Origin of the sequence: Christiangramia fulva (assembly GCF_003024155.1) — a bacterium.
Classification (GTDB): Bacteria; Bacteroidota; Bacteroidia; order Flavobacteriales; family Flavobacteriaceae; genus Christiangramia; species Christiangramia fulva.
In genome coordinates this window covers 812,394-834,404 of the sequence record NZ_CP028136.1, presented here as the reverse complement: position 1 = coordinate 834,404, position 22,011 = coordinate 812,394, and the positions used below count along the sequence as shown (strand labels likewise).

Sequence of the window (22,011 nt, the reverse complement as noted above, 5' to 3'; positions counted from 1 at the left end):
TGTATTGAATGAATGTATAATTAAATGATGAAATATGAGCAAACCAACCAACGTACCAGACCAGGATCAAAAGCAACCGGGGGACGAATTCAAAATGCGTCCCGAGCCGGAAATTATTCGTGATGATTATAAGGGAAGTGAGAAGCTGAAAGCTAAGACCGCATTGATCACCGGAGGCGACAGCGGAATTGGTCGCAGTGTGGCCGTTCATTTTGCCAGGGAAGGAGCCGATGTGGCAATTGTTTATCTGAATGAAGACAAAGATGCGGCAGAAACCAAAGAATTGGTAGAGAAAGAGGGGAAAAAATGCATGATCGTTTCAGGAGATCTGAAGGAGGAAGGCTTCAGCAGGGAAGTAATTGCTAAAGTTATCGAATCATTCGGAAAACTTGATATCGTGGTCAACAATGCCGCGATGCAATTTCCAAAAGAAGAAGTGGAAGAAGTGAGCAATGAGCAATTCAGAAAAACTTTCAGAAACAATCTTTATCCATATTTCTACATCGTTAAAGAGGCACTGAAACATTTAAAAGAAGGTTCGGTAATTATCAATACCACTTCTGTGACCTCTTATCGGGGAAGCGAACACCTGCTGGATTATTCGAGTACCAAAGGAGCGATCACCAGTTTTACCAGATCACTTTCAAAAATGCTGGTCGAAAGAAAAATTAGAGTGAACGGAGTAGCTCCGGGTCCCATATGGACTCCGCTGATCCCTTCGACCTTTGATGATGTTTCCGGATTTGGAAAAAAAGTACCTATGGGACGTCCCGGGCAACCAAGCGAAGTAGGTCCGGCCTATGTCTTTCTCGCCAGTAAAGACAGCAGTTATATGACGGGCCAGGTGATTCATATTAATGGCGGCGAAATTGTAGGAGCATAGATGGGACCAACATTCGAAAAATGGTTTACTTCAGACTGGCCCTCCCTGCTAGCAATTATCCTTACTACACTTGGGATTTACCTGGCGGTGATCATTTTTACAAGGCTGGCCGGAAAGCGAAGTTTCTCAAAAATGTCAAGTTTCGATTTCGCTATGACCGTTGCAGTAGGTTCCCTTATAGCCACTACTGTTCTCTCTTCAGATGTAAGTCTTTGGGATGGGATTGTTGGGCTGGGAGCTATCTACATTTTCCAGATTGGAGTGGCGCTTCTTCGAAGATTTGAAATAATAAAGAAAATAGTAGACAATTCCCCCCTGCTACTAATGGACGGAGATAAAATTCTCCATAAAAATCTTAGGAAAGCAAGGGTTAGTGAAGATGATCTTCGGTCAAAGCTTAGGGAGGCAAATGTGTTGGAGCTGAATCAGGTGAGAGCAGTTGTTTTCGAAACTACCGGTGATATATCTGTTTTGCATAGCACTGATCCAGATGAAAATTTAGAAAGCTGGCTATTAAAAAATGTTGATCGATAAAAAAATAGTATGAAAATTCTTGAAAAATCAATGCGTAAAAACAGAAGGGTTTTAGAGATAGAGGAGAAAAAAAGGCTTAAAAAGCAGTTTGAAAATTTTATTCTGAAAAATGATCATCCCTGCATAATGGCGCAGACCGTTTTTAGGATGGATGAAGTTGATCTTCATAAATATGATTCTTTCGGAACCGCTGAAAGTGCAAGAAATTTAATTAAAGACATAGGCGCATATCTTAACAATTACGATTTCGAATCTAATGATTTCCGCACTTTCCTGGCGATATTTCCCAATTCGCCGGAATATTCCGAAATTGAATTTGAAAAGCTTCTCTGGAAACAGCTGGAATTTTTGCATAAAGCTGATAAATCGGAATGGGACGGGGAAGTTAGTTCCGATCCCGAAAGTGAGCATTTCAGTTTTAGTTTATGCGGAAAAGCTTTCTATATAGTGGGAATGCATCCCGGAGCTTCCAGAAAGGCCCGGCAGAGTCCTTACACTGCCATTGCGTTTAATCTGCACTGGCAGTTTGAAAAGTTGCGTGAAATGGGAACTTATCAAACGGTACGAGATCGAATTCGCGATCGCGACCGGGAATTGCAGGGGAGTATCAATCCGATGCTGGAAGATTTTGGGACAAACAGTGAAGCCAGGCAGTATAGCGGACGGGCAGTAGACAAAAAATGGAAATGTCCGTTTCATCAAACTAAATAAAATAATGTACCGACCAGAAAAATACCGTAAGGATGAGGATGATTTCATCTTTTCATTTATCAAAAAACATCCTTTTGCCACTTTTGTGATAAATGGGAAAAGGCTTCTGGGAACGCATATCCCAATTCTTCCTTTAGGAAAACCGGGAGACTTCAAGCTCTATTCGCATATTGCCAATCACAATGAACAACAGGCCTTTCTGAAAAATGGTGCCGAGGCTCTTATTATTTTCCAGGGTCCGAATTCTTATATTTCATCTTCCTGGTATAAGGAAAAAGACATTAGCACATGGGATTATTCGGCGGTGCATGTAAATGCAAAGATCGTTTTGCAGAACAGGCAGGAGCTTGAATATTCGTTGAAGAAGCTGGTTCAGCGCTTTGAAAAAGACCAGGAAAAACCACTTTTTTACGAAGATATTCCTTCAAAAATACTGAAGGAGCACCTGCCTCAAATTACGGGCTTCTGGCTGGAACCTTTTAAAGTGGAAGGAGTGGCAAAACTTCACCAGAATTACCGTGAGGAAGATGTTAAAACAGTGGTAGAAAAACTTGGGGAATGTGAAGGAGGAAAAGCGCTAAGCGAGGAAATAAGAAAAGAAAATAAGATCGATAAAAATTTTGAGTCATGACGAAAAAAGGATTTCTAAAAGAGTATCACGAAAAGCGTGATTTTGATATCTCTTCGGAACCTTTTGGCGAAGAAGTGGATAAAAAAGACAAGGACAAGCAAATTTTTGTGATCCAGAAACACGATGCCAGTCATCTGCATTTCGATTTCAGGCTGCTCGTTGATGGAGTACTAAAAAGCTGGGCGGTGCCAAAGGGTCCGTCTACCGATCCGAAAGAAAAAAGACTGGCCGTTCCAACCGAAGATCATCCTATCAAATATGCCGATTTTGAAGGAGTAATTCCCCAAGATCAATACGGCGGCGGCACGGTGATGGTATGGGATGCGGGAACTTATGAGAATGAAAAGAAAGATGATGACGGGAATATTATTTCTATGGAAGATCAGCTCAAAAAAGGCCATGCTACCTTTATTCTTAAAGGGAAAAAATTAAAAGGAGGCTATACGCTGATCCAGACTCAAAAAGGCAAAGATGAGAGATGGATCCTGAAAAAGGTCGATGATGATGAAGCCGATGCGAGAAGGAATCCGGTGAATACTGAAAATAAATCGGTTTTGACCGGCAGGACTATGGAACAGATTCGAAAAGAGGCTGAGAAAGATGGATAAGCTATTGGAGAACCTTTCCGAAGAACTGAAGGAAAAGCTGAAGAAAAAGAAGCAGCCGGACTGGATGTCGCCGATGCTGGCGAAACTGACGCATGATGTTTTTTCAGATGAAGACTGGATCTATGAGCGAAAACTCGATGGTGAACGTTGCATGATCTATAAGAAAGAGAAGCAGGTGAACATCATGAGCAGGAATAAGAAAAACCTTAACCACACGTACCCTGAAATTATCGAGGCTTCCGAAAAACAGAAAGCAAAAAATTTTATAGTCGATGGCGAAATGGTCGCTTTTGAAGGAAAACTTACCAGCTTTTCTGAATTGCAAAAGCGGATGCACCTACAGAACCAAAAGGAGATTGCCAACCATAAAACTAAAGTCTATTTCTATATTTTCGACCTGATGTATTTCGACGGTTATGATATTACCCAATTACCTCTTCTTGAGCGGAAAAAGATCCTTCAGAAACTGATAAAATTCGAAGACCCGCTGCGCTTTACTTCTCACCGAAATGAATCAGGCGAAAAATTTTTTGAAGAAGCCTGCGAGAAAAAATGGGAAGGCCTTATAGCGAAAAAAGCTGATAGCGCTTATGCTCACAGCCGTTCTTCAAACTGGTTAAAGTTCAAATGTGTGAATCAGCAGGAGTTTGTGATCGCGGGTTATACCGATCCGCAGGGTTCTCGTAAGGGTTTTGGCTCATTGCTGATTGGATTTTATGAGGATGATAAACTTCAGTATGCGGGGAAAGTAGGCACAGGTTATACCGATGAAATTCTGAAAGACCTGCATGAAAAAATGTCGAAACTCGAAGTGGAAAAATCTCCCTTTGAAAAGAATAAAGACCTCCCCTCTAAAAATGTGCACTGGATAGAGCCTAAACTGGTTGGTGAAGTAGGCTTTACTGAATGGACGAACAGTAATAAACTAAGGCATCCAAGATACCTTGGGTTGAGAAGAGATAAGAAAGCCAAAGACGTGGTAAAAGAAACATGATATGGGAACAGAAAAGAAGTTTGGGAATCACAGTTTTGAGGTCAGTAATCTGGACAAGATATTCTTTCCGAAAAAAGGTTACACTAAGGCTGATCTTATAGAATATTACGAGAAAATTTCGGATACTATCCTACCTTATCTGAAGGACCGGCCGCTGACGATGATCCGTTTTCCTAATGGGATCGATGATAAGCGATTTTATCAGAAAGACGAACCCGATTATTTTCCGAAGTGGATAAAAACAAAATCAGTAAATAAAAAAGAAGGGGGAAAAACCAAATATGTAGTTTGTAACGACAAGGAAACTCTGGTTTATCTGGCCAGCCAGGCTTGTATCACTCCGCATATCTGGTTGAGTAAGACCGATAAGATCGATAAACCTGATCGGCTTATTTTTGACCTGGATCCGTCAAATGGGGATTTTTCCGAAGTTAAAAAAGCGGCAAAACAGGTCCGCAAATTACTGGAAGATGATTTAGGGCTTTCAGTTTATGTAATGACTACCGGGTCTCGTGGTTTGCATGTTGTCGCGCCTATCAGGAGAAGCAAAACTTTTGATGAAGTCCGGGAATTCGCACAGAAAGCCGCAAAATATCTGGAATCTCAATATTCTGAAAAACTTACCACGGCGGCGAGAAAGAATAAACGGGAAGATAAATTATTCCTTGATGTAGCCCGAAATGGAACCGGTCAAACGGCGGTCACGCCATACGCGGTGAGGCCAATTGAAGGAGCGCCGGTAGCCACTCCGCTGGATTGGGATGAATTAAGCAAATCGTCTCTTTCGGCACAGAGCTATAATATTAAAAATATCTTCAGAAGACTTGGCAGTAAAGGAGATCCGTGGAAAAATATTGACGAGAATGCGAAGGATCTTTCTTCAGCAATAAAAAAACTCGAAAAACTTAAAAAAGATTGAATTTCTCATGGCAGAAGTTATTGAAAAACAAAGCGGTGCAGCTTTTAAACTCAAAGAAGGACAAAAACTAAAGGTGATCGATCCTCAGGGACAGCAGGTGAGCGATATGGTGCTTTTTAGTGAAGATGATAAACGGGAAAAGATATCCAGCGGGAAAACCTTTGATTTTGAAGAAAGTATACTTCTCACTAAAGGAAATTTCCTGTGGAGCAACCGCAGTAATAAAATGATGAAGATCCTTGAAGATACGAACGGGCGAAATGATTTCTTACTGGCCCCCTGCAGTCCGGAAACCTTTAAGATCATGTATAAAAAACAAGAATATCATCCCAGCTGTTTTGAAAATCTTTACACTAATTTAAAGAAGTACGGAATAGAACTCGACCAGATTCCCACGGCCTTCAATATATTCATGAATGTACAATTCACCGCTGATGGAAAGTTAAGTGTGGAGCCGCCCTTGAGTAAAGCCGGTGATTACGTGCTTTTTGAAGCACAAATGAATTTGATCGTGGGCCTGACTGCCTGTTCAGCTGAAGACAGTAACGGGGGCAGTTTTAAACCAATTCATTACGAAATAATAGACGACTAATTTTCAGCTTTCTTCCGGTAGCGCATATTCAGCATTTCAATAGCTAACGAGAAGAATACGGCAAAATAGATATAGCCTTTTGGGACATGATAATGGGCACCTTCAACGATTAACATTACCCCGATGAGGATCAAAAAGGAGAGCGCCAGAATTTGAATTGTGGGATGTTTTTCCACAAATTCACCTACCGGCCTGGCAAAAGCCATCATAATTAAGATGGAAATTACCACTGCAATTATCATAAGCAGCAGCTGATCTGTTAAACCTACCGCGGTTAAGATAGAGTCAAAAGAAAAAATGATATCAAGCAGCACAATTTGGAGAATTGCATAGGCAAAAGAATTGGCCTTTACTTCTTTCTGAGCTTCTTCTTTGCCCTCTACTTTATGATGGATCTCGAGGGTGCTCTTTACAAGCAGAAATATTCCACCTGCGATTAATATTAGGTCACGCCAGCTTAGATCAAATTCCTGGACAGTAAGAACGGGCTGAGTAAGCCCAATGATCCAGGTGATGCTTAATAGGAGTAAAACCCGCATTACCAGGGCCGCCGAAAGTCCGCCGAGGCGTGCCTTTTTTTGCTGGTCTTTTGGAAGTCCGCCGGCTACGAGGGAAATAAAAATGATATTGTCTATTCCCAGAACGATCTCCATAAACGTAAGTGTAAGCAGGGCGATCCAGGTGTCGGCATGTAAGAATATCTCCATAAAAAACAGCTTGATCGTAAAAATAGAAAAAAAGATGTTTCTCCTAGTTAAAGTTTTCCAAAGCCTTTTTTCTAAGGGAAACCAAATTTTACTGCGATTCCCCCATATACCGAAGCCTGAAAGAAGTCATAATCGGTTCGCCAGCGGTATTCGCCGCGCAGATAGATAAAGAATCGATCGAAGTGATATTCTATAATTCCGTTAGCAGCGAGGGATGGATACACTTTCCATGGGCGTTTAATAAAAGAAAGTGAAAGATCGGCAACGGGAATAAGCATCTTTCCGGGGCGAATCACCCAGGCCGGGCAAACACCAAAAGATTCATAGCGAATTCCTGTAAAATTTTCATAAGTCGCGATAACTCCGAAACCTCCATTGCGATAGCCACCACTAAAAGTACCATCATAGGAAGCAGGATTCACCGTGCCTCCAAAAACAGCATTTCTTAGATCAAGGCCGGTAGCGACAAAAAAATATTTCTCTTCTCTTGTTAACCAGAATTGAGCGGAAAGCTTTAAGGGTAAGCTTAGCAAAAGAAGGAGGAAAAGTTTTTTCATGATCCAAGGGGGCGACTGATAACTGTCACTCTATGAATATACTACATAAATAGAAAATGTATATTATAGTGTTTCGGAATATGAATGAATTAGTATTTTCAAATCTATTTATCCAATTTTTAAAATTATATTTAGTACTGATTATCAGTTTGTTGTGTTTAAAGTGAGTATAAAGTTACGTGATGCCAGTAAATGATCTTCAAAGATATTTATCCGTCAAGGCCACTTCAGGAGTTTGTTAAACTCTACAGGTTGAGGCATTTTATTATTCCCCCTGTAATTAAAATTTATCCGAAGTCCTATCCTGCACAACCGGAACAATGTTTTATTTTTTATCCCCGCGGTGCAGAAAAAGTCGAAATTCTGGGCTCAGCACCTTTAATTAGGTCAAGATCGGTAATTGCCGGCCAATATACCTGCCGAATGGAGCGCAGTAGCGTTTTTAGTGAGATTATCTTCATTGTAGTAGTTCTTAAACCCGGCATTCTCTTTAGGCTAACTGGCATTCCTTCTGTTGAATTAAACGATAAGACCATTGAACTCGAGGTAGTCTTTCCAAAAGATGCCAGACTGGTCAATGGGTTGTTGAACAGTGCGTCCAGTTATGAAGAAATGATCATGATCATCGAAAATTTTTTACTGGATATAAGTCAAAGAATTAAAGTCGAAGCCAGGGTTTGCGATAAAATTTTTAGCATCATGGCTGATCCTCAGAATTATTCCATTGATCAATTGTCTAGTAAGTCATGTCTTTCTTCAAGACAATTCGAAAGGAAATCCTTTCAATATTTGGGAGTAAATCCAAAGTTTTACACCAGGATAGCAAGATTTAATAAAACATACCAGATGCGTTTGAAGAATCCAGATCTCGACTGGTTAAGCATTGCCATGGCCTGCGGATATTATGATTACCAGCACCTGGTAAAGGATTATTTGGAATTCGCCAACGACACTCCAAAGCTCTTTTTTCAGGATGAATATAAATCACTGGAAAGACTCCTGAAAATTAACGTTTGACGACTAAAAAATGTCGTTTTTTTACCACCAGAACACCCGGTTTAATTTCCAAATTTACTCTAATGATTTGTGAACTAATTGTTTAAGTAAAAAAGGTAAAAATGAAAACTAAACCAAAAATTCCGACCCTTTTCTGGATCCTGCTATTTTTAATTTCAGGTTGCCAGAAAGAAGAACTCTCTAATGACTCTGTTTTGAACGAGAGTTTGCTCCAGGTTAATGCAGAAAAAGCTGCGCTCTCCCATACTAAGCAGTATAGTGGGGAAATAGCCAATTCCTGGTTTTCCCTGTTGAGCGATTTATGTAAAGACACTCCCTATTTCCCACCACAGGCGGCAAGGCTTTTCGCTTATAGCGGCATGTCCCTCTATGAATCGGTAGTTCCCGGTATGCCGTCATACCAGTCAATGTATACTTATCTTACCGGCAATGTTATTGAAGTTGGAAAGAAAAAAGATTATTATTGGCCTGCTTCGGCTAATGCAGCGATGGCAAGACTTGCAACGAGGTTACTTTCCGATTATCCACAACCGGTCAATCTTCAGGCAATAACAGATCTTGAATCCAGTTTTAATACTGAATTTCTTGCCAGTATTTCGGCGGAACAGCTGGCGAATTCTCAACAATTTGGACGTGAGGTGGCTGATGCGATCTATGAGTGGAGTACCACAGATGGAACATTTTTGCCTTGTGATCCTTACGTTCCTACAGGCGAACCCGGAAGCTGGGTGCCAACTCCACCCGATTATTATCCTGCAGCAGGAGTTTGCCAGGGTGATTTGAGGACTTTCGTTCCGGGAATTTTTGATTACGCAATGCCTCCTGCGCCTCCAACCTATTCGGAAGATCCGGCATCAGATTTTTATAAGATGAATGAAGAAGTTTACCTGATAAGCCAGAATATCAGCAGTGAGGATGTGGTGCTTAGTCATGCCTGGGAAGATATTTTTTTCACCAATTACAATGTGCCTTCTCATATGATCAAGCTTACCACCAAAATTGCCAGGGACGAGGGTATTAGCCTGGAGAATGGGGCTCTACTCTATGCGCAGGAAGGTCTTGCCATGTTTGATGCAATTATAGTTGCTATTGGTTCAAAATATGAGTACAGTCTGATAAGACCAGTAACCTATATTGAAGATGTATTGGGCCATGTTGGATGGGTTGGCGTATATCCAGCGCCGCAACATCCTTCTTACCCGGCAGTAGCTCCGAGCGCCGCAGGTTCAATAGTTGAGATTCTGGAACAAAATTTTGGAACAAGCTATCATTTTGTTGATGATATCCAGGAAGATATATATGGAACCTGGACCTATGATTCTTTTGATGATTTATTAAAGGATATAGGTCGAAGCCGTACCCATAGTGGCATAAATTACCAGTTCTCTGTAGACGCAGGGATAACCTTGGGTCGGAAAGTAGGTGAAAAAGTTAGCTCCCTTCCCTTTAAAAAATAGGTGCGTTTCTGGTTCACTTCATCCGAAGGAAGAGGCTGTCTAAAAAGTCTAGTAAACGTCATCCTGAATTTATTTCAGGATCTTAACGAATTGAAAATCAAAATCCATTAGAAGCTGAAACCTGCCTACCGCAGGCAGGCAAGTTCAGCTTGACGAAAAAAGGTCTTTTTAGGCAGCCTCTTTAAATTTATGGTATGAGAAGAACTTTCCCATTGCTGTTACCAAATTCCAAAAATTCATGAGCCTTTCTTCCTTCTTCCAATCTGAATTTCACAGGTTCTTTTATTTTTATTTTTCCGCTTCTAAAAAGACTGAATAGGTTGGCCGCTTTCTTTCTTCTCTTAACCGGACTTTTAATATATCCCCATAAATCACCACCTACGAGCTTGAGGCTTCGGTCCATCAGATATCTGGGATCTATGGGCTTTGGATCGCCCCCACTCATTCCAAAAAAGACGGTGGTCCCGCCCTCACGTGTTACGGCAAGGCTCTTGTTTAGAGTGTTGCCAACACTATCGTAAACTACATTAGCCCCATGATTAGTAATCTTGAAAACCTCTTTTTCCCATTTTTGATTTAATAATATCGCATGGGCTGCTCCATTTTCTTTAATAATATCGAGCTTTTCCTTCTTTCTGCTAAGGCCTATCACCTGTGCATTTTTTATTTTTGCCAATTGGGTAAGGATTTGGCCCACACCTCCTGCGGCCGCATGGATTACCACAAAATCATTTTCTTTAATCGAGTAACTTTCCTCGGAGAGGAATTGAGCCGTTAATCCTTGTAAAAGAATACTGGCCGCATTTTCAAAACTAATATCTTCAGGTAGTTTTATCAATTTTTCTTCGGGAGCTTTTACATATTCAGCATTAGCATAAGGGACATCAGCAAATCCAACCCGGTCTCCAGGCAGGAAGTTCTTGGAGTTGCTTTTCAGAACAATTCCCGCTCCTTCATAACCTGCCAGGAAAGGCGGATTACCTTTCAAATGATAATTCCCACGTCTGCGATAGATGTCGGCATAATTCAAACCAATCGCTTTCATTTTAATAAGGACTTCATTTTCTCCTGCGACAGGAGATGCAATTTCTTTATATTCTAAAACTTCTGGACCGCCGAAATTTGAAAAAGTTAGTGCTTTCATAAGCTAGAATTTAAATAGAGAAGGCCGGGAATCCCGGCCTTCTCTATTGATAATTAAATAAATTATTTATAAAGCAGCCAGTTCTGGTCAGCTTTCGGAATGAGCAACCTGGAAATTCGCTTGGCTCTTTTTGAAAATTTTGAAGTACAATCACATGCCTTTTCTGTTCTTTTTTCTTGAGTATTCATAACAATGATTTTTGGTTATTATTCCTTTCATTATCATGACGAAAAAGAGCTTAAAAAGCCGCAGAATTATTCCCGTTTTTTATGTGATCCTGTAAAGATGCACAACTTCCTTTTACGTTAAAAGCCGTAAGATTCCCGTTTTTATCTATTTCCACATGGAAACATTCAGTGATCTGCTCTCTTAACATGTGCCGGGCGCGCTGAATTCTGCTTTTGGTGGCAGTAAGGCTTAAACCGAGTTCTTCGGCAACCTCCTGTTGTTTCATGCCCCTGATATCTGCCAATTCCAGCGGATAGGCATATTTTTCAGGTAAAAATTTGATCAAAGGTTCAACAAATTCCGCGGCCTCGCGGTAAACCGGATTTTCATCAGTCGCATCGGGCTCACATTTTATTTCGGTTTTTTTACTCTGCCGGCGAAAGTAATCCATGCAGGTATTGTAGGCGATCTGGAAAAGCCATGAGCGCACATTCCTGATTGGCCTCATCGAACAACACGAAGAATAGACCTTCATTAAGACTTCATGAGAAAGTCCGTTAGCGGTGTCTTCATCTTTAACGATTTTGAAGATATAATTTCGTAACGCATCCTTGTATTGAAGCCACAGTTCAGAAATGTCTTTATATTTTGTCAGTTTTTCCATAATCTTATTTTAAAGGTACAAATTCGTCTTGTTTAAAATTCGTCTTTTAAACAGGACGATCAAATCATGAAAAAGACGCAGGATTTTTGAATTTTAACAATATCAGGAATAAATCCCGCGATATCTTTCATACGATTTTTTAAAGATCTCACCGGCACCTTCAAATAAATTTTGCCAGGAAAAGGCTCCGAAAAAAGCATCAAAATCAAGCTCTTTTACTTTTTCAAAACAACGAAATAATTCCTTTTTTTCGAGGGCAATATTGTTTGGGTAGCTATACATCGCACTAAGATGCTTTTTGTTCAGGGAAAGGTATAGCGTGTCGCCCCCAAACAATGTTGGTGCCTGATTCTCCGATTTATAATGCAAAACCGTGCTGCCGGGAAAATGTCCGCCGGAATTTACAATTTCAATTCCCTTTGTTATCTCAAGTTTGTCTTCTGAAAAAAAGTGAATATTATCCTCCTTATCAAAGACCCATTTCCTGTCGTTTTCATGCAGGTAAACAGGACAATCGAAATACCCTGCCCATTCGGCCATTAAACTATAATAATGAGGATGCGAAATAGCGATGGCCTTTAAACCGCCAAGTTTATCTATAAAAGCTGCGGCTGCTTCATCTAAAAACGGCAAACAGTCCCAGAGAACATTGCCTTCAGGATGCAGGATAAGATGCGCTTTTTGGCCGATCGCGAACGAAGGCCTGATTGAAATCTCGTAAATATCGTTTCTCAGCTTATTAAAATAAAGGCTATGACTGTCTTTCATTTGCTTATAGCTCGTCCATTGCTGACCGTTTAGATTGATGTACTGGCGATCATCGGCACAAACCGGACAAAGGTTTTCATCAAAATATTCATCGCTGTACCTGGTGCCGCACGTCACACAAATGTTGTTTTTTTCTGGATTTGAAATTTTCATAATTCTGGTTTTTAAATTTTTATCTTCCGGAATATTTAAGGGTTTCATCAAATAGAGCGCCCCCGCAGCGATTCCCGAATACTTAACAAATTCTCTTCTTTTCATAGTTCTTTGTTTGTAATGTCAAAATTGCTTCATTTTAAGAGCAAAGACATGGACAAACCGGAAGAGCATCTGTACAAACTGGAAAATGTTATTATTTCAGAAAGGAAGAAGGACTTTGGCCCTCATGGCGTTTGAAAAACCTGGAAAAATAGGCGGGATCGTTAAAGCCAATGGCGTAGGCAGTTTCCTTGATATTTCTTGAGCTGTATAGCAGTCTTTTTGCTTCAAGTAAAAGCCTTTGGTTAATGAGTGCTTTTGCCGATTTTCCCGTAAATTCAGAGGTTATATGATTTAAATTTCTATGTGAGGTCGCCAGTTTTTCGGTATAGAAACCAATTTCATGCTCCTGGCAGAAGTGAGCTTCAATTAGATTTTTAAAATCGAATAAGACTTTATATCGGGGAGAATTGAACCTGGTATGATCTTCATTTTCCCGAAGCTCATAGATTCTCAGCAAAAAGATCTTGAGATACGAAACGAGAATGGAACGGGAGAATTCTTCATTTCGGTTGAACTCAGCCAGCATCTTTTGCATAAGTTCATCAAGAATACTAATCTGCTGTTTGTTTAATCTGAAAACCGGCCGTGGATGAATATCATCAAAAAGGCCATTTTTAATGATTTGGACCGAATTGGCTTCGATTTGCGTGAGGAAAGAATCGCTGAATTTCGCCACGTAACCTTCAGTAGGGCCATCTTTTTCGATTTTATGAACCACCCCCGGATTCAGAATAAACAAACACGGACCTTCAAAAGGGTAATTTTTGAAATCAATAAAATGTTTGCCACTTCCTTTCTTGATCCAGATAATTTCGTAATAAGTATGTCGGTGAGCCTCCGTGCGATTGAGATCTTCCTGGGGCTCATCCCGATAGGAGGAAATATTATAATCCTGGTAGAAATCTTTGTGAAAACTTTCTTGCTCGCTGTATACCGGAATTGTTGAACTCATGTCTAAATTCTGATAGCATAAAAATAAAAAATTCTCAGCGATCGGTTTGAGGCTCTTTGGTAAAGCTTTTCATTTTTTGATTATTTTTTAGAAAATAGGCGATTCCGAAAGTGCTTAGCAGTGAAAAGCTGCCATAAAGAATGGCGATAAGACTTATTTCCTGACTTTTAAGAAGCTGGTTCCCTATGTAAAGAGCCAGAACGCTGTTTTGTAAACCTATTTCTATGGCGATGGTATAGGAAGAATCATGTCTTAATTTAACCAGCCTTCCGGCGGTAATAAAACCGGCTATCATGGTCGTCAAATTCAGTAAGACCAGGGGAATTAGTAAGGGCAGATATTTAAGATAATCGATATTCTTTTGATCCTTATCAAAAAAGACGGCGGTAACGGCGGCTACCAGCATAATTCCGGCGAGGATATAATTGAGCGGTTGATGAAGCTTTTCCTTCTGTTTTTCGCTGAGAAAATATCTGCCGAATAATATTCCTGCGATCACGGGAATTACCACGCTGGTAAAGACCTCTTTCATGGTTTTCCAGAAACTCAGTTCTACCCGTGGCATATCTACTCCAAAGATCTGGAAGCTCATTTCCAGGATGGCGGGAATGGTAAAAAGAATGATGAAACTATTAAATGCGGTCATTGAAACCGCCAGCGCCACCCTCCCGTTAAGGATCTTGGAAACCAAATTTGAAGCCGTGCCACCGGGACAGGCAGCGAGAAGCATGATCCCAACCTTGTAAACAGGATCCATAGGCCAGAAATAAACGATTAGTAGTGCAATTAAAGGGAGAAGGATGATCTGTAACGAGAGGCCGGTGATGATTGCTTTGGGTTTGAAAAGTACCCTTTTGAAATCTTTGAATTTTAATTCAAGGCCGATCCCGAACATGATAAGCGCAATGCTCGCCGCCATGATAAAATCGGTGGTACTCATTGAAGATTTATTGGTTAGGTGTAATTAAAACTAATATAAAACGAGCACCTGACTCCTTATTTATTCACTTTTAAGAAAACTTTAGAAATACTAATTAAAATAAAAAGTAAGAAAAAGACTTCAATAAAAATTTTTTAAAATAGATAAAATACATTTATTTTAGACAATTATTGTGGTTGAACTAGCAGACGATGGTTTGCTAAGTTGTAGAAATATGGAAAATTATATGGAAATCTTTGAAATTCTCCCGCAGCCGGGTCTGTTATGGGAGTATTTTGAAGGTGCCTTTAGATTAAAGAATCTCAATAAGGCTTTCCTGCAATCCTTTGGCCGGGAAAAAGAAGAGTTAAAAGACTGTGACATTGAAACGTTTCTAGAGGAAATCCAGGTCAAAAGAACCTGTTCTGGAAAAATAAAAAAGTCTGTAAAAGATAGTTTTGAAGGGGGGAAATCGGTTAAACTGGAACCTTTAAAGTTTGATTTTAGTCGAAAAGGTGAGGTATTGTATTGGAGTATTACCAATATTCCAATAGAATGTGAACAAGAAGGCCCTAAACAACTTGTATTAACTCTCGTAACCAATATTACCTCTCAAATCCAAAGAGAAAAAGAACATCTTTTTGTACTTGAAGAATTAGACCGAAGTGCGGAACGCTGCCGGCATTTGATCGATCAGAATACCGACGGGCTGTATTCGATGGACGATAAAGGAAATTTTCTAACCGTCAATGAAGGCCTGGTTAATCTTGCTGAGGTTTCAGAGGAAGAATTGCTTAAAATGAGCTTTCTTCCTTTTTGTGCTGAACATCACAAAGAAATGGTTTGGAATTACTTTCAAAAGGCTTTGAGTGGCGTAAAAATGATTTTTCAGGCTGATTTTATTTCCGCAAAAGGCAGAAAAGTTACCCTGGATATTTCTTTGATGCCGCTTAAAATTCAGAATAAGATCAAGGGAGTTTATGGCATCGCGAAAGATGTTACCGAGAAGCAAAAGGTGAAGGAAAAGGCACGACAGTTCGAAGAGAAACTTCTTAAAAGTGAGAAAAAATTCAAAGCTCTGGTACAGGAGGGGTCTGATATGATTGCCATTTTGAATATGGAAGGTAGGTATCAATTCGTAAGCGATTCGGTCATTAATATTCTGGGGAAATCTCCGGGTGAATATTTAGGGAAAATAGCCTTTGATTTTATACATTCTGAGGACAGGAAATGGGTTTATGATAAATTTTTGAAACTTTTTGATTCCAGACAGATCCTGGTTTCGCCATTTCGGGTAAAAAATGCTAATAATGAATGGCGCTGGATCGAAAGTAAGGCGACGAACCTGCTTGACGACCCCAATGTGGAAGGAATTGTAGTGAATTCAAAAGATATAACCGATTCTTACCTGCAAAAAAAGGAAATAGAGGAGCTTTATGAGCGATATCGCCTGGCTTCCCTTGCCACCGAAGATCTTATTTACGACTGGAACCTATTGAATGATGAAATTATAAGAAACCGTGCTTTTGAAGAAAATTACGGGTTCATGCACAATGAAACTAAGACTCCAGGAAAACTTTGGCTAGGTAGGATCCATAAAAAAGATAGAGAACGCGTTAAAACAAACTTTCTTTCGGTAATCGAGGATCCTGAACAGAGAAAATGGAATGAAGAATATTGTTTTTTCAAAAAGGATGGTAAAATTGCTCATGTCATAGATCGAGGTTATATTTTAAGAGATGCAGAAGGAAAAGCAATTCGGATTGTTGGAGCAGTGATGGATATGACCAAGGAAAAAGAATCTTTAAGAAAGATCGAAAAACAAAATAAATTATTAAAGGATATCGCCTGGGAACAGGCACACATTATAAGAGCTCCCCTGGCGCGGTTAAAAGCCCTAGTCGATGCCCAGGAAGATCCAACTTTTGAAATGTGGAGTGAAGGAGAATTGAAAGATCTTATTAAATCTTCGGCTGATGAACTGGATGAAATTATTCTTAAAAGAATACAAAAAATAGAGAAGATCAATAATTAAATGGAAGAGAAGGAAATAAACGAAGTGCTGGTAATTGAAGATGATAAAATTTTTGCGACGGTACATACTCATATGGTAAGGAAAACTCTGGGCGTTGATCCCCAGATTTTCGAAAAAGCCACAGATGCTGTTGGATTCCTCGATAAAAGAAGAAAAAAAGGCGGCTACAGCCTCATTTTACTGGACCTGAATATGCCCGGTATGAACGGCTGGGAGTTTCTCGATGTTATTTCCCAGAAGGAATATTATAGGGAAATGCTGGTGGTGATAGTAACTTCTTCAATGTTTTGCGAAGATTATAGACGTTCTCAAAATTATAAACAGGTGATAGCTTATCATACAAAACCCTTTAAAAGAGAACAATTAAGTGAAATGATAAAAAATAACAATTTGGAAGTAAAAAAGGCTGTAACCTAAATTCTCGGCTTCCTCATTTCTGTATTAATCACAGAAAACCAAGAAAATTGAATTCAAATTTGGAATAGGGTTTGGGATTTAATCATTTGACTTATCCGTCCTAACCACTCCTACCATACTATCGGCTGTTCCATAATAAAGGAACCAGCGGTCATGAAATCGCACGAGGCCTTCAATAAAAGTGGTGCCGTCTTTGTATTGTCCTGATTTTTCAAAAGGAAGTTCGGGTTTGATAAAAGGATGGTTTGACCTGTCAAGCATTTTCCATGGCTCGCTGGCATCAAACAAAGCCTGGCCTCCTGTATAAACCCGGTTTCCCAGTTCCTGGATTCCGAGATCTTCAGAATTACCGGCATTGTACAAAACCACAATTCCTTCTTCAGTGAGAAGGGGAGGAGGTCCGGCTTCTACCAGCCAGGAATCAAAATATCCGGGCCTGGGATTTAATACCGGAACGAGTTTCCCATCCTGATCTTCCAGGGGCTCCCAATGGATAAGATCTTCAGAAGTAGCCAGGTAAATATGGGGAACGCCAAAATACATCCAGTATTTTCCGTTGATTTTCGCCGCCACCGGTTTTCCATTCTCCAGGCGGGTCACAATAGCTCCCGATTTAGTTTCCATGTCGAGATATTTTCCGTTTTTGAAATCTTTAAAAACAGGTCCGTGTTTTTTCCAATTTTGCAGATCGGTAGAAGTTGCGACTGCCAGCCGCGGCGTCTTACGGTTCCACTGTGTGTAGGTGAGAATATATTTTCCGTCATCGGTAACCACAAGCCTTGGATCTTCCACACCTCCCGGCCATTCGTTTTCGAATTGATCATCTTTTTCAGCATAGAAAACGGGATCTGGCAATTTTTTATAATGAAGGCCATCTGTAGAATAAGCCATTCCTATCCTGGAACGATGGCCGCCAATTTCTTTTTCTCCCAGTTTTTCTTCGGCACGAAATAGCACAAAAATACTGTCATTCCTTACAATTGCCGCGGGATTAAAAGTCGCCATCGATTGCCAGTAAGCGGTTTTTCCTGTTATAGGATCTATAAAATGGCTGGTGGTGTCTTTTTGCAGAATAGGTTTATTCCCGGTAAATCTTTCAAAAGGCCCTAGCATCCATTCCTTCTGCGGGAAAGCCACTGCTGTGAAAAGCAGTGCAGGAATTAGTAAATATTTGAAAAATTTCATGGAATCCGGAAGCTTATAAAAATGAATTAAGACAATTATTTTATTTCTAAAAGGGTGAAGCCAAAATAACTAATTTATAAGGATTTAACGCCCTTTTATATAAAAGCATCACAATACAAAGCCTTTAAAATTGTTTAAGAATTGGTATTTTTGCGCAAGTCTTTACATTTTAATCAGACTAAGAGTTCATGACAAAACAGCTTCTACATAAGTTAACGTTCCTATTTTTCCTTTTAAGCACCTTTATTTCCTATTCGCAAATACAGGATCCAGTGCAATGGGAAAGTGAGGTAAAGAAGATTTCAGATACCAAATACCAGCTTGTTTTTAACGCATTTATACAAGATCACTGGCATCTGTATTCACTGCAGCTACCTGAAGGAGGTCCAAATCCTACAGAATTTATTTTTGAAAATGCAGGAGAGAAATATGAACTTGTAGGAAAAACCACCGAAAGTGAATCGGTTAAAGAACATGATCCAATTTTTGAAATGGATCTTTCTTTCTTTTCAAATTACGCCACTTTCACCCAAACCATAAAAGTTACCGATACCAGTCTTTCTACTATAAATGCGCGGGTAGAATACCAGGCCTGTGACGATACCGCCTGTATTTTTGACACGGAGGAATTCAGTCTCGTGATCAATGAAAACGCGGCGGCAAATATTGTAAAAAACGATACGGCTGAGGTAAAGGAAAAACCCGCGACAGCTCCGGAAGAAGAGGTAAATTCAATCAATAAAAAAGAGGAAGATTTCTGGGGAATTTTTATAGTCGCTTTTTTATCGGGTTTTGCGGCACTGCTTACGCCCTGTGTTTTTCCTATGATCCCGATGACGGTAAGCTTTTTTACCAAACAGAGCAAAACAAGAGTCGCGGGGATAAGAAATGCCATTTTCTACGGAGTTTCCATCGTGGTGATCTATGTATTGCTGGGAACTTTGGTTACGGTAATTTTTGGTGCCGACGCGTTGAATGCCCTTTCCACAAATGTCTGGTTCAACCTCATATTTTTTATCCTATTGCTGGTTTTTGCTTTTTCCTTTATGGGCGCCTTCGAAATTGTGCTGCCGAGTAGCTGGGGAACGGCAATAGATTCGAAAGCCGATAAAGGAGGCTTAATAGGAATATTTTTTATGGCCCTGGCGCTTGCCATTGTCTCCTTTTCATGTACAGGCCCAATAGTGGGCACAGTCCTGGTGCAGGCGGCCACCAAAGGAGGTATGGCTCCTATAATCGGGATGTTCGGGTTTTCCCTGGCCATTGCATTGCCTTTCGCCCTTTTTGCCGCGTTTCCAGGTTGGCTCAATACGTTGCCCCGCTCCGGAGGCTGGCTAAATACGGTAAAAGTTTTCCTCGGTTTTCTCGAACTGGCCCTTGCCTTTAAATTCTTATCGAACGCCGATCTTGTGCTGCAGTTACACCTGCTCGAAAGAGAGGTTTTCCTGGCCATCTGGATTGCAATTTTCGGGCTTCTGGCTTTTTATTTATTCGGAAAAATAAGGCTTGCTCATGATTCTCCTGAACAGCATATTTCGGTAGGAAGGCTTATCACCGGACTTTTGGTACTTTCTTTTGTGATTTATCTTATTCCCGGACTTTGGGGAGCTCCGCTTAAAATGATCAGCGGATTTCCGCCACCTCTTCAGTACAGCGAATCACCTGAAGGTCTCGGAACTTCGGGCCCGGGCATTGTTGACAGGGGAGAATTGCCGGAAGGAGCTGTTTACGGGCCGCATAATATCATAAGTTTTCATGATTATGAAGAAGGCCTGGCTTATGCCCGTAAGAAGGATTTGCCGGTAATGATAGATTTTACGGGACATGCCTGTGTTAATTGCCGAAAAATGGAAGAGCGGGTTTGGAGTGATCCAAAGGTGCTTGAAACTTTAAAGAATGATGTGGTGCTGGTTTCTTTATACGTTGATGATAAAAGAGATCTGCCTGAAGAAAAGCAGTTCGTTTCCGAATCTACCGGTAAAAAGATTAGAACGATCGGGGGTAAATGGAGCAATTTTCAAATCAGTGAATATGGAGCGAATGCTCAGCCTTATTACGTCCTGGTGGATGAAAATGAAAATAAGCTGGCAGAGCCAATGGCTTATGAACCCGATGCTGATGTTTATTATAACTGGCTTCAAAAGGGAATTTCCAACTTCAAAAATGAAAATTCTTCAATGTTTGAAAGTGACCAAAAAAGCGTCTTCGGGAATTAATTTTTCTTTTTATAGATGCCTTTAAAGGCCTTGCCAATTTTTTTCCCATTTTCATCCAGCAGAATCCAATTTTGGGTTACTGAACCGTCTGGATTTTTTGTCCAGGTGACCTGGTTATAGAATTTTCCCTTTTCGCTTTCCTGTAAATCGCTTTTCAAAACCATTTTGCCTTTGGAAGCTGTGCCTTTTAGTTTAAGGATATTCCCCGAATTGCTAATCCAAAGCTGATTCCATGTTTGATCTTTCGAATCGTAATAACTGAAGCTTTTTCCACTGGTACCTGTAGCGCCTTTCCAGTTCTCACTTATAATGCAGTGATCTTCCAGGGCTTCTACTAAATTTTCTCCTATTTTATCACCTTTTTCATTAAACACCTCCCATTCTCCTATCCAGAAATCAAATTCGTGATGTTCGGAAGAACAGCAGGGACAATCTTCCTGAGCCTGTTTGGGGAACGGATTAAAAGTGAGCAGAAGTAATAAAATAAAGGTTTTCATACCGCCAAAATAAAATTTGCGTTCCTAAACTGAGCAGGAATGAAATGAACCTTAAGAAATTTGATCTGGGATTATAGAATTGTGATGTAACTAAACCACAATTTTCTTTTTCTTACCAGTGATTTTTTGGGTCAATTGCTGGTCTTTTTCCTGTTCGCGCTCCTGCCACATCTGGTAAGCGAGGAAACTTCCGGCAGCAATTCCGCCAATTATAATTCCTGTTTTTCCACCTTTTTTCGCGAGGTATTTTCCAACTCTGAATAAGGTTCCTTTAGCCAGGATTTTTCCTGCTTTTGTAAATAAATAACTGTAATTCATATCTTTTTTATTTAGGCTTTTCCGGTAGGTTTTACCAGTAATTCGTTCACATTTACATGTTCGGGCTGCGAGAGCGCGTAAAAGACCGCTTCTGCGATATCTTCAGCTTTGAGTTTTGGCTCGTCGCCGGCGTAATCTTTGTCTTCCAGCAATTCTTCATCTGTGATATCTTCCCTGAGGCTTGTTTCAACGGTTCCGGGCTCGATCGCGGTAACCCGTATGTTGAATTCCGGAGAGAGTTCCATTCTCATGGCACGGGATAACTCTATAATTGCTGCTTTGGAAGCGCCATATACGGCACCGCCTTTAAAAATTTCTTTTCCGTCCACCGAGGCGATATTCACGATATGGCCGCTTTTGTTTTTTGTCATTGATGGGATTACGGCATCAATGCAGCGCAGACTTCCTTTTATATTAACTTCGATGGTATCCAGCCATTCGTCAAGGTGCCGGTTTTTTAAGTAGGTGAGAGGCATAATCCCTGCACAATTTACCAGGATGTCGACTGAACCAAACTCGTTATAAATTTTTTCAAAAGCGCTTTTAACGCTTTCCGTTTTGCTTACGTCCATTTCTACTACGATGCTTTCCGAAGAAATTTCTTTTTGAAGCTCTTTGAGTTTGCCAAGGCTTCGGCTTGCGAGTGCTACCTGGCATTGTTCTTCAGCCAGCTTCTTTGCGATCGCTTTTCCAATACCGCTGCTAGCGCCGGTGACCACAGCTTTCTTTCCTTTTAATTCCATAGCTGAATATTTGAACTTAATATGTCATTTTTCAGCAAAAAATGCGTTAATAATATTTCAAATAACACATCTTTAACGGTATGCTTCTCTTCAGAAAGCATAGGAATCCTTGAAGAT

General features: G+C 40.3%; 25 protein-coding genes. 13 read left to right on the top strand and 12 right to left on the bottom strand.

The annotated features are described in order from the left end of the window. The first annotated feature begins 34 nt into the window (after positions 1-34). From C7S20_RS03855 to C7S20_RS03820, 8 genes are read left to right on the top strand one after another with little or no spacing between them, the layout of a single operon-like run. The gene (locus C7S20_RS03855; RefSeq protein WP_107011243.1) at positions 35-883 is read left to right on the top strand and encodes an SDR family oxidoreductase; all 849 of its coding nucleotides are present in this window, start codon (positions 35-37) and stop codon (positions 881-883) included. Then, a complete protein-coding gene (locus C7S20_RS03850) occupies positions 884-1,417 on the top strand; it encodes a DUF421 domain-containing protein (protein ID WP_107011242.1) in 534 nt (177 codons plus the stop codon). Positions 1,418-1,426: 9 nt separating this feature from the next. Next, positions 1,427-2,128 carry a guanitoxin biosynthesis heme-dependent pre-guanitoxin N-hydroxylase GntA gene (gene gntA / locus C7S20_RS03845; protein WP_107011241.1) on the top strand — a complete coding sequence of 234 codons (702 nt, stop codon included), beginning with the start codon at positions 1,427-1,429 and terminating at the stop codon, positions 2,126-2,128. Positions 2,129-2,132: 4 nt separating this feature from the next. Further along, complete coding sequence (locus C7S20_RS03840) at positions 2,133-2,759, top strand: FMN-binding negative transcriptional regulator (protein ID WP_107011240.1); 627 nt, start codon at positions 2,133-2,135, stop codon at positions 2,757-2,759. Continuing rightward, positions 2,756-3,367 (top strand): DNA polymerase ligase N-terminal domain-containing protein, encoded by a 612-nt coding sequence (locus C7S20_RS03835; RefSeq protein WP_107011239.1) that lies wholly within the window; start codon positions 2,756-2,758, stop codon positions 3,365-3,367. The genes C7S20_RS03840 and C7S20_RS03835 overlap by 4 nt, the downstream gene beginning before the upstream one ends. Next, the gene (gene ligD / locus C7S20_RS03830; protein ID WP_107011238.1) at positions 3,360-4,361 is read left to right on the top strand and encodes a non-homologous end-joining DNA ligase; all 1,002 of its coding nucleotides are present in this window, start codon (positions 3,360-3,362) and stop codon (positions 4,359-4,361) included. The genes C7S20_RS03835 and ligD (C7S20_RS03830) overlap by 8 nt, the downstream gene beginning before the upstream one ends. A gap of 1 nt (position 4,362) precedes the next feature. Further along, the gene (gene ligD, locus C7S20_RS03825) at positions 4,363-5,280 is read left to right on the top strand and encodes a non-homologous end-joining DNA ligase (RefSeq protein ID WP_107011237.1); all 918 of its coding nucleotides are present in this window, start codon (positions 4,363-4,365) and stop codon (positions 5,278-5,280) included. Between the two features lie 7 nt (positions 5,281-5,287). Further along, positions 5,288-5,872, top strand: coding sequence for a DUF1989 domain-containing protein (locus tag C7S20_RS03820; protein ID WP_107011236.1), 585 nt, complete (start codon positions 5,288-5,290; stop codon positions 5,870-5,872). Here C7S20_RS03820 and C7S20_RS03815 read toward each other — a convergent pair. After that, on the bottom strand, positions 5,869-6,579 hold the full coding sequence (locus tag C7S20_RS03815) for a TerC family protein (RefSeq protein ID WP_107011235.1): 711 nt from the start codon (positions 6,577-6,579) through the stop codon (positions 5,869-5,871). The genes C7S20_RS03820 and C7S20_RS03815 overlap by 4 nt on opposite strands. Positions 6,580-6,650: 71 nt before the next feature. Continuing rightward, the gene (locus C7S20_RS03810) at positions 6,651-7,136 is read right to left on the bottom strand and encodes a hypothetical protein (protein ID WP_107011234.1); all 486 of its coding nucleotides are present in this window, start codon (positions 7,134-7,136) and stop codon (positions 6,651-6,653) included. A gap of 192 nt (positions 7,137-7,328) precedes the next feature. Here C7S20_RS03810 and C7S20_RS03805 point away from each other — a divergent pair, with 192 nt between their 5' ends. Both C7S20_RS03805 and C7S20_RS03800 read left to right on the top strand, forming a co-directional pair. After that, the gene (locus tag C7S20_RS03805; RefSeq protein WP_107011233.1) at positions 7,329-8,153 is read left to right on the top strand and encodes a helix-turn-helix domain-containing protein; all 825 of its coding nucleotides are present in this window, start codon (positions 7,329-7,331) and stop codon (positions 8,151-8,153) included. Between the two features lie 101 nt (positions 8,154-8,254). After that, the gene (locus C7S20_RS03800) at positions 8,255-9,610 is read left to right on the top strand and encodes a vanadium-dependent haloperoxidase (RefSeq protein ID WP_107011232.1); all 1,356 of its coding nucleotides are present in this window, start codon (positions 8,255-8,257) and stop codon (positions 9,608-9,610) included. Between the two features lie 187 nt (positions 9,611-9,797). Here the strand turns inward: C7S20_RS03800 and C7S20_RS03795 are convergent, their stop codons facing one another. The 6 genes from C7S20_RS03795 to C7S20_RS03775 all read right to left on the bottom strand — a co-directional run bounded on the left by C7S20_RS03795 (position 9,798) and on the right by C7S20_RS03775 (position 14,504). Then, on the bottom strand, positions 9,798-10,754 hold the full coding sequence (locus C7S20_RS03795) for a quinone oxidoreductase family protein (protein ID WP_107011231.1): 957 nt from the start codon (positions 10,752-10,754) through the stop codon (positions 9,798-9,800). A 62-nt stretch (positions 10,755-10,816) separates the two neighbouring features. Next, a complete protein-coding gene (locus C7S20_RS19860) occupies positions 10,817-10,942 on the bottom strand; it encodes a hypothetical protein (RefSeq protein WP_257791347.1) in 126 nt (41 codons plus the stop codon). A gap of 50 nt (positions 10,943-10,992) precedes the next feature. Further along, positions 10,993-11,586 (bottom strand): sigma-70 family RNA polymerase sigma factor, encoded by a 594-nt coding sequence (locus tag C7S20_RS03790; RefSeq protein ID WP_107011230.1) that lies wholly within the window; start codon positions 11,584-11,586, stop codon positions 10,993-10,995. Positions 11,587-11,688: 102 nt separating this feature from the next. Next, positions 11,689-12,612 carry an MBL fold metallo-hydrolase gene (locus tag C7S20_RS03785; protein WP_107011229.1) on the bottom strand — a complete coding sequence of 308 codons (924 nt, stop codon included), beginning with the start codon at positions 12,610-12,612 and terminating at the stop codon, positions 11,689-11,691. Between the two features lie 91 nt (positions 12,613-12,703). After that, positions 12,704-13,564, bottom strand: coding sequence for a helix-turn-helix domain-containing protein (locus C7S20_RS03780; RefSeq protein ID WP_107011228.1), 861 nt, complete (start codon positions 13,562-13,564; stop codon positions 12,704-12,706). A 34-nt stretch (positions 13,565-13,598) separates the two neighbouring features. Then, positions 13,599-14,504, bottom strand: a complete 906-nt coding sequence (locus C7S20_RS03775; RefSeq protein WP_107011227.1) for a bile acid:sodium symporter family protein — start codon at positions 14,502-14,504, stop codon at positions 13,599-13,601. A 214-nt stretch (positions 14,505-14,718) separates the two neighbouring features. On the opposite strand from C7S20_RS03775, the gene C7S20_RS03770 reads away from it, so the two are divergent. Both C7S20_RS03770 and C7S20_RS03765 read left to right on the top strand, forming a co-directional pair. Beyond that, positions 14,719-16,518, top strand: a complete 1,800-nt coding sequence (locus C7S20_RS03770) for a PAS domain-containing protein (RefSeq protein WP_159039864.1) — start codon at positions 14,719-14,721, stop codon at positions 16,516-16,518. Continuing rightward, positions 16,519-16,935 carry a response regulator gene (locus C7S20_RS03765; protein ID WP_107011225.1) on the top strand — a complete coding sequence of 139 codons (417 nt, stop codon included), beginning with the start codon at positions 16,519-16,521 and terminating at the stop codon, positions 16,933-16,935. It begins immediately after the preceding gene. Between the two features lie 78 nt (positions 16,936-17,013). Here C7S20_RS03765 and C7S20_RS03760 read toward each other — a convergent pair whose 3' ends face one another. Continuing rightward, positions 17,014-18,120 carry a glycoside hydrolase family 130 protein gene (locus C7S20_RS03760; RefSeq protein WP_107011224.1) on the bottom strand — a complete coding sequence of 369 codons (1,107 nt, stop codon included), beginning with the start codon at positions 18,118-18,120 and terminating at the stop codon, positions 17,014-17,016. Between the two features lie 188 nt (positions 18,121-18,308). Here C7S20_RS03760 and C7S20_RS03755 point away from each other — a divergent pair, with 188 nt between their 5' ends. Next, positions 18,309-20,336, top strand: a complete 2,028-nt coding sequence (locus C7S20_RS03755; RefSeq protein WP_107011223.1) for a protein-disulfide reductase DsbD family protein — start codon at positions 18,309-18,311, stop codon at positions 20,334-20,336. Here the strand turns inward: C7S20_RS03755 and C7S20_RS03750 are convergent. The 3 genes from C7S20_RS03750 to C7S20_RS03740 all read right to left on the bottom strand — a co-directional run bounded on the left by C7S20_RS03750 (position 20,333) and on the right by C7S20_RS03740 (position 21,894). Continuing rightward, positions 20,333-20,833, bottom strand: coding sequence for a hypothetical protein (locus C7S20_RS03750; protein WP_107011222.1), 501 nt, complete (start codon positions 20,831-20,833; stop codon positions 20,333-20,335). The genes C7S20_RS03755 and C7S20_RS03750 overlap by 4 nt on opposite strands. A gap of 90 nt (positions 20,834-20,923) precedes the next feature. Then, on the bottom strand, positions 20,924-21,151 hold the full coding sequence (locus C7S20_RS03745) for a hypothetical protein (protein WP_107011221.1): 228 nt from the start codon (positions 21,149-21,151) through the stop codon (positions 20,924-20,926). 11 nt (positions 21,152-21,162) lie between these two features. Then, positions 21,163-21,894 carry an SDR family oxidoreductase gene (locus tag C7S20_RS03740; protein ID WP_107011220.1) on the bottom strand — a complete coding sequence of 244 codons (732 nt, stop codon included), beginning with the start codon at positions 21,892-21,894 and terminating at the stop codon, positions 21,163-21,165. Positions 21,895-22,011 lie beyond the last annotated feature (117 nt).

Excerpts from the sequence above, each read along its gene's own strand:
- C7S20_RS03855 (WP_107011243.1), top strand. The coding sequence starts at position 35 with ATGAGCAAACCAACCAACGTACCAGACCAGGATCAAAAGCAACCGGGG.
- C7S20_RS03850 (WP_107011242.1), top strand. The coding sequence starts at position 884 with ATGGGACCAACATTCGAAAAATGGTTTACTTCAGACTGGCCCTCCCTG.
- gntA (WP_107011241.1), top strand. The coding sequence starts at position 1,427 with ATGAAAATTCTTGAAAAATCAATGCGTAAAAACAGAAGGGTTTTAGAG.
- C7S20_RS03840 (WP_107011240.1), top strand. The coding sequence starts at position 2,133 with ATGTACCGACCAGAAAAATACCGTAAGGATGAGGATGATTTCATCTTT.
- C7S20_RS03835 (WP_107011239.1), top strand. The coding sequence starts at position 2,756 with ATGACGAAAAAAGGATTTCTAAAAGAGTATCACGAAAAGCGTGATTTT.
- ligD (WP_107011238.1), top strand. The coding sequence starts at position 3,360 with ATGGATAAGCTATTGGAGAACCTTTCCGAAGAACTGAAGGAAAAGCTG.
- ligD (WP_107011237.1), top strand. The coding sequence starts at position 4,363 with ATGGGAACAGAAAAGAAGTTTGGGAATCACAGTTTTGAGGTCAGTAAT.
- C7S20_RS03820 (WP_107011236.1), top strand. The coding sequence starts at position 5,288 with ATGGCAGAAGTTATTGAAAAACAAAGCGGTGCAGCTTTTAAACTCAAA.
- C7S20_RS03815 (WP_107011235.1), bottom strand. The coding sequence starts at position 6,579 with ATGGAGATATTCTTACATGCCGACACCTGGATCGCCCTGCTTACACTT.
- C7S20_RS03810 (WP_107011234.1), bottom strand. The coding sequence starts at position 7,136 with ATGAAAAAACTTTTCCTCCTTCTTTTGCTAAGCTTACCCTTAAAGCTT.
- C7S20_RS03805 (WP_107011233.1), top strand. The coding sequence starts at position 7,329 with ATGATCTTCAAAGATATTTATCCGTCAAGGCCACTTCAGGAGTTTGTT.
- C7S20_RS03800 (WP_107011232.1), top strand. The coding sequence starts at position 8,255 with ATGAAAACTAAACCAAAAATTCCGACCCTTTTCTGGATCCTGCTATTT.
- C7S20_RS03795 (WP_107011231.1), bottom strand. The coding sequence starts at position 10,754 with ATGAAAGCACTAACTTTTTCAAATTTCGGCGGTCCAGAAGTTTTAGAA.
- C7S20_RS19860 (WP_257791347.1), bottom strand. The coding sequence starts at position 10,942 with ATGAATACTCAAGAAAAAAGAACAGAAAAGGCATGTGATTGTACTTCA.
- C7S20_RS03790 (WP_107011230.1), bottom strand. The coding sequence starts at position 11,586 with ATGGAAAAACTGACAAAATATAAAGACATTTCTGAACTGTGGCTTCAA.
- C7S20_RS03785 (WP_107011229.1), bottom strand. The coding sequence starts at position 12,612 with ATGAAAAGAAGAGAATTTGTTAAGTATTCGGGAATCGCTGCGGGGGCG.
- C7S20_RS03780 (WP_107011228.1), bottom strand. The coding sequence starts at position 13,564 with ATGAGTTCAACAATTCCGGTATACAGCGAGCAAGAAAGTTTTCACAAA.
- C7S20_RS03775 (WP_107011227.1), bottom strand. The coding sequence starts at position 14,504 with ATGAGTACCACCGATTTTATCATGGCGGCGAGCATTGCGCTTATCATG.
- C7S20_RS03770 (WP_159039864.1), top strand. The coding sequence starts at position 14,719 with ATGGAAAATTATATGGAAATCTTTGAAATTCTCCCGCAGCCGGGTCTG.
- C7S20_RS03765 (WP_107011225.1), top strand. The coding sequence starts at position 16,519 with ATGGAAGAGAAGGAAATAAACGAAGTGCTGGTAATTGAAGATGATAAA.
- C7S20_RS03760 (WP_107011224.1), bottom strand. The coding sequence starts at position 18,120 with ATGAAATTTTTCAAATATTTACTAATTCCTGCACTGCTTTTCACAGCA.
- C7S20_RS03755 (WP_107011223.1), top strand. The coding sequence starts at position 18,309 with ATGACAAAACAGCTTCTACATAAGTTAACGTTCCTATTTTTCCTTTTA.
- C7S20_RS03750 (WP_107011222.1), bottom strand. The coding sequence starts at position 20,833 with ATGAAAACCTTTATTTTATTACTTCTGCTCACTTTTAATCCGTTCCCC.
- C7S20_RS03745 (WP_107011221.1), bottom strand. The coding sequence starts at position 21,151 with ATGAATTACAGTTATTTATTTACAAAAGCAGGAAAAATCCTGGCTAAA.
- C7S20_RS03740 (WP_107011220.1), bottom strand. The coding sequence starts at position 21,894 with ATGGAATTAAAAGGAAAGAAAGCTGTGGTCACCGGCGCTAGCAGCGGT.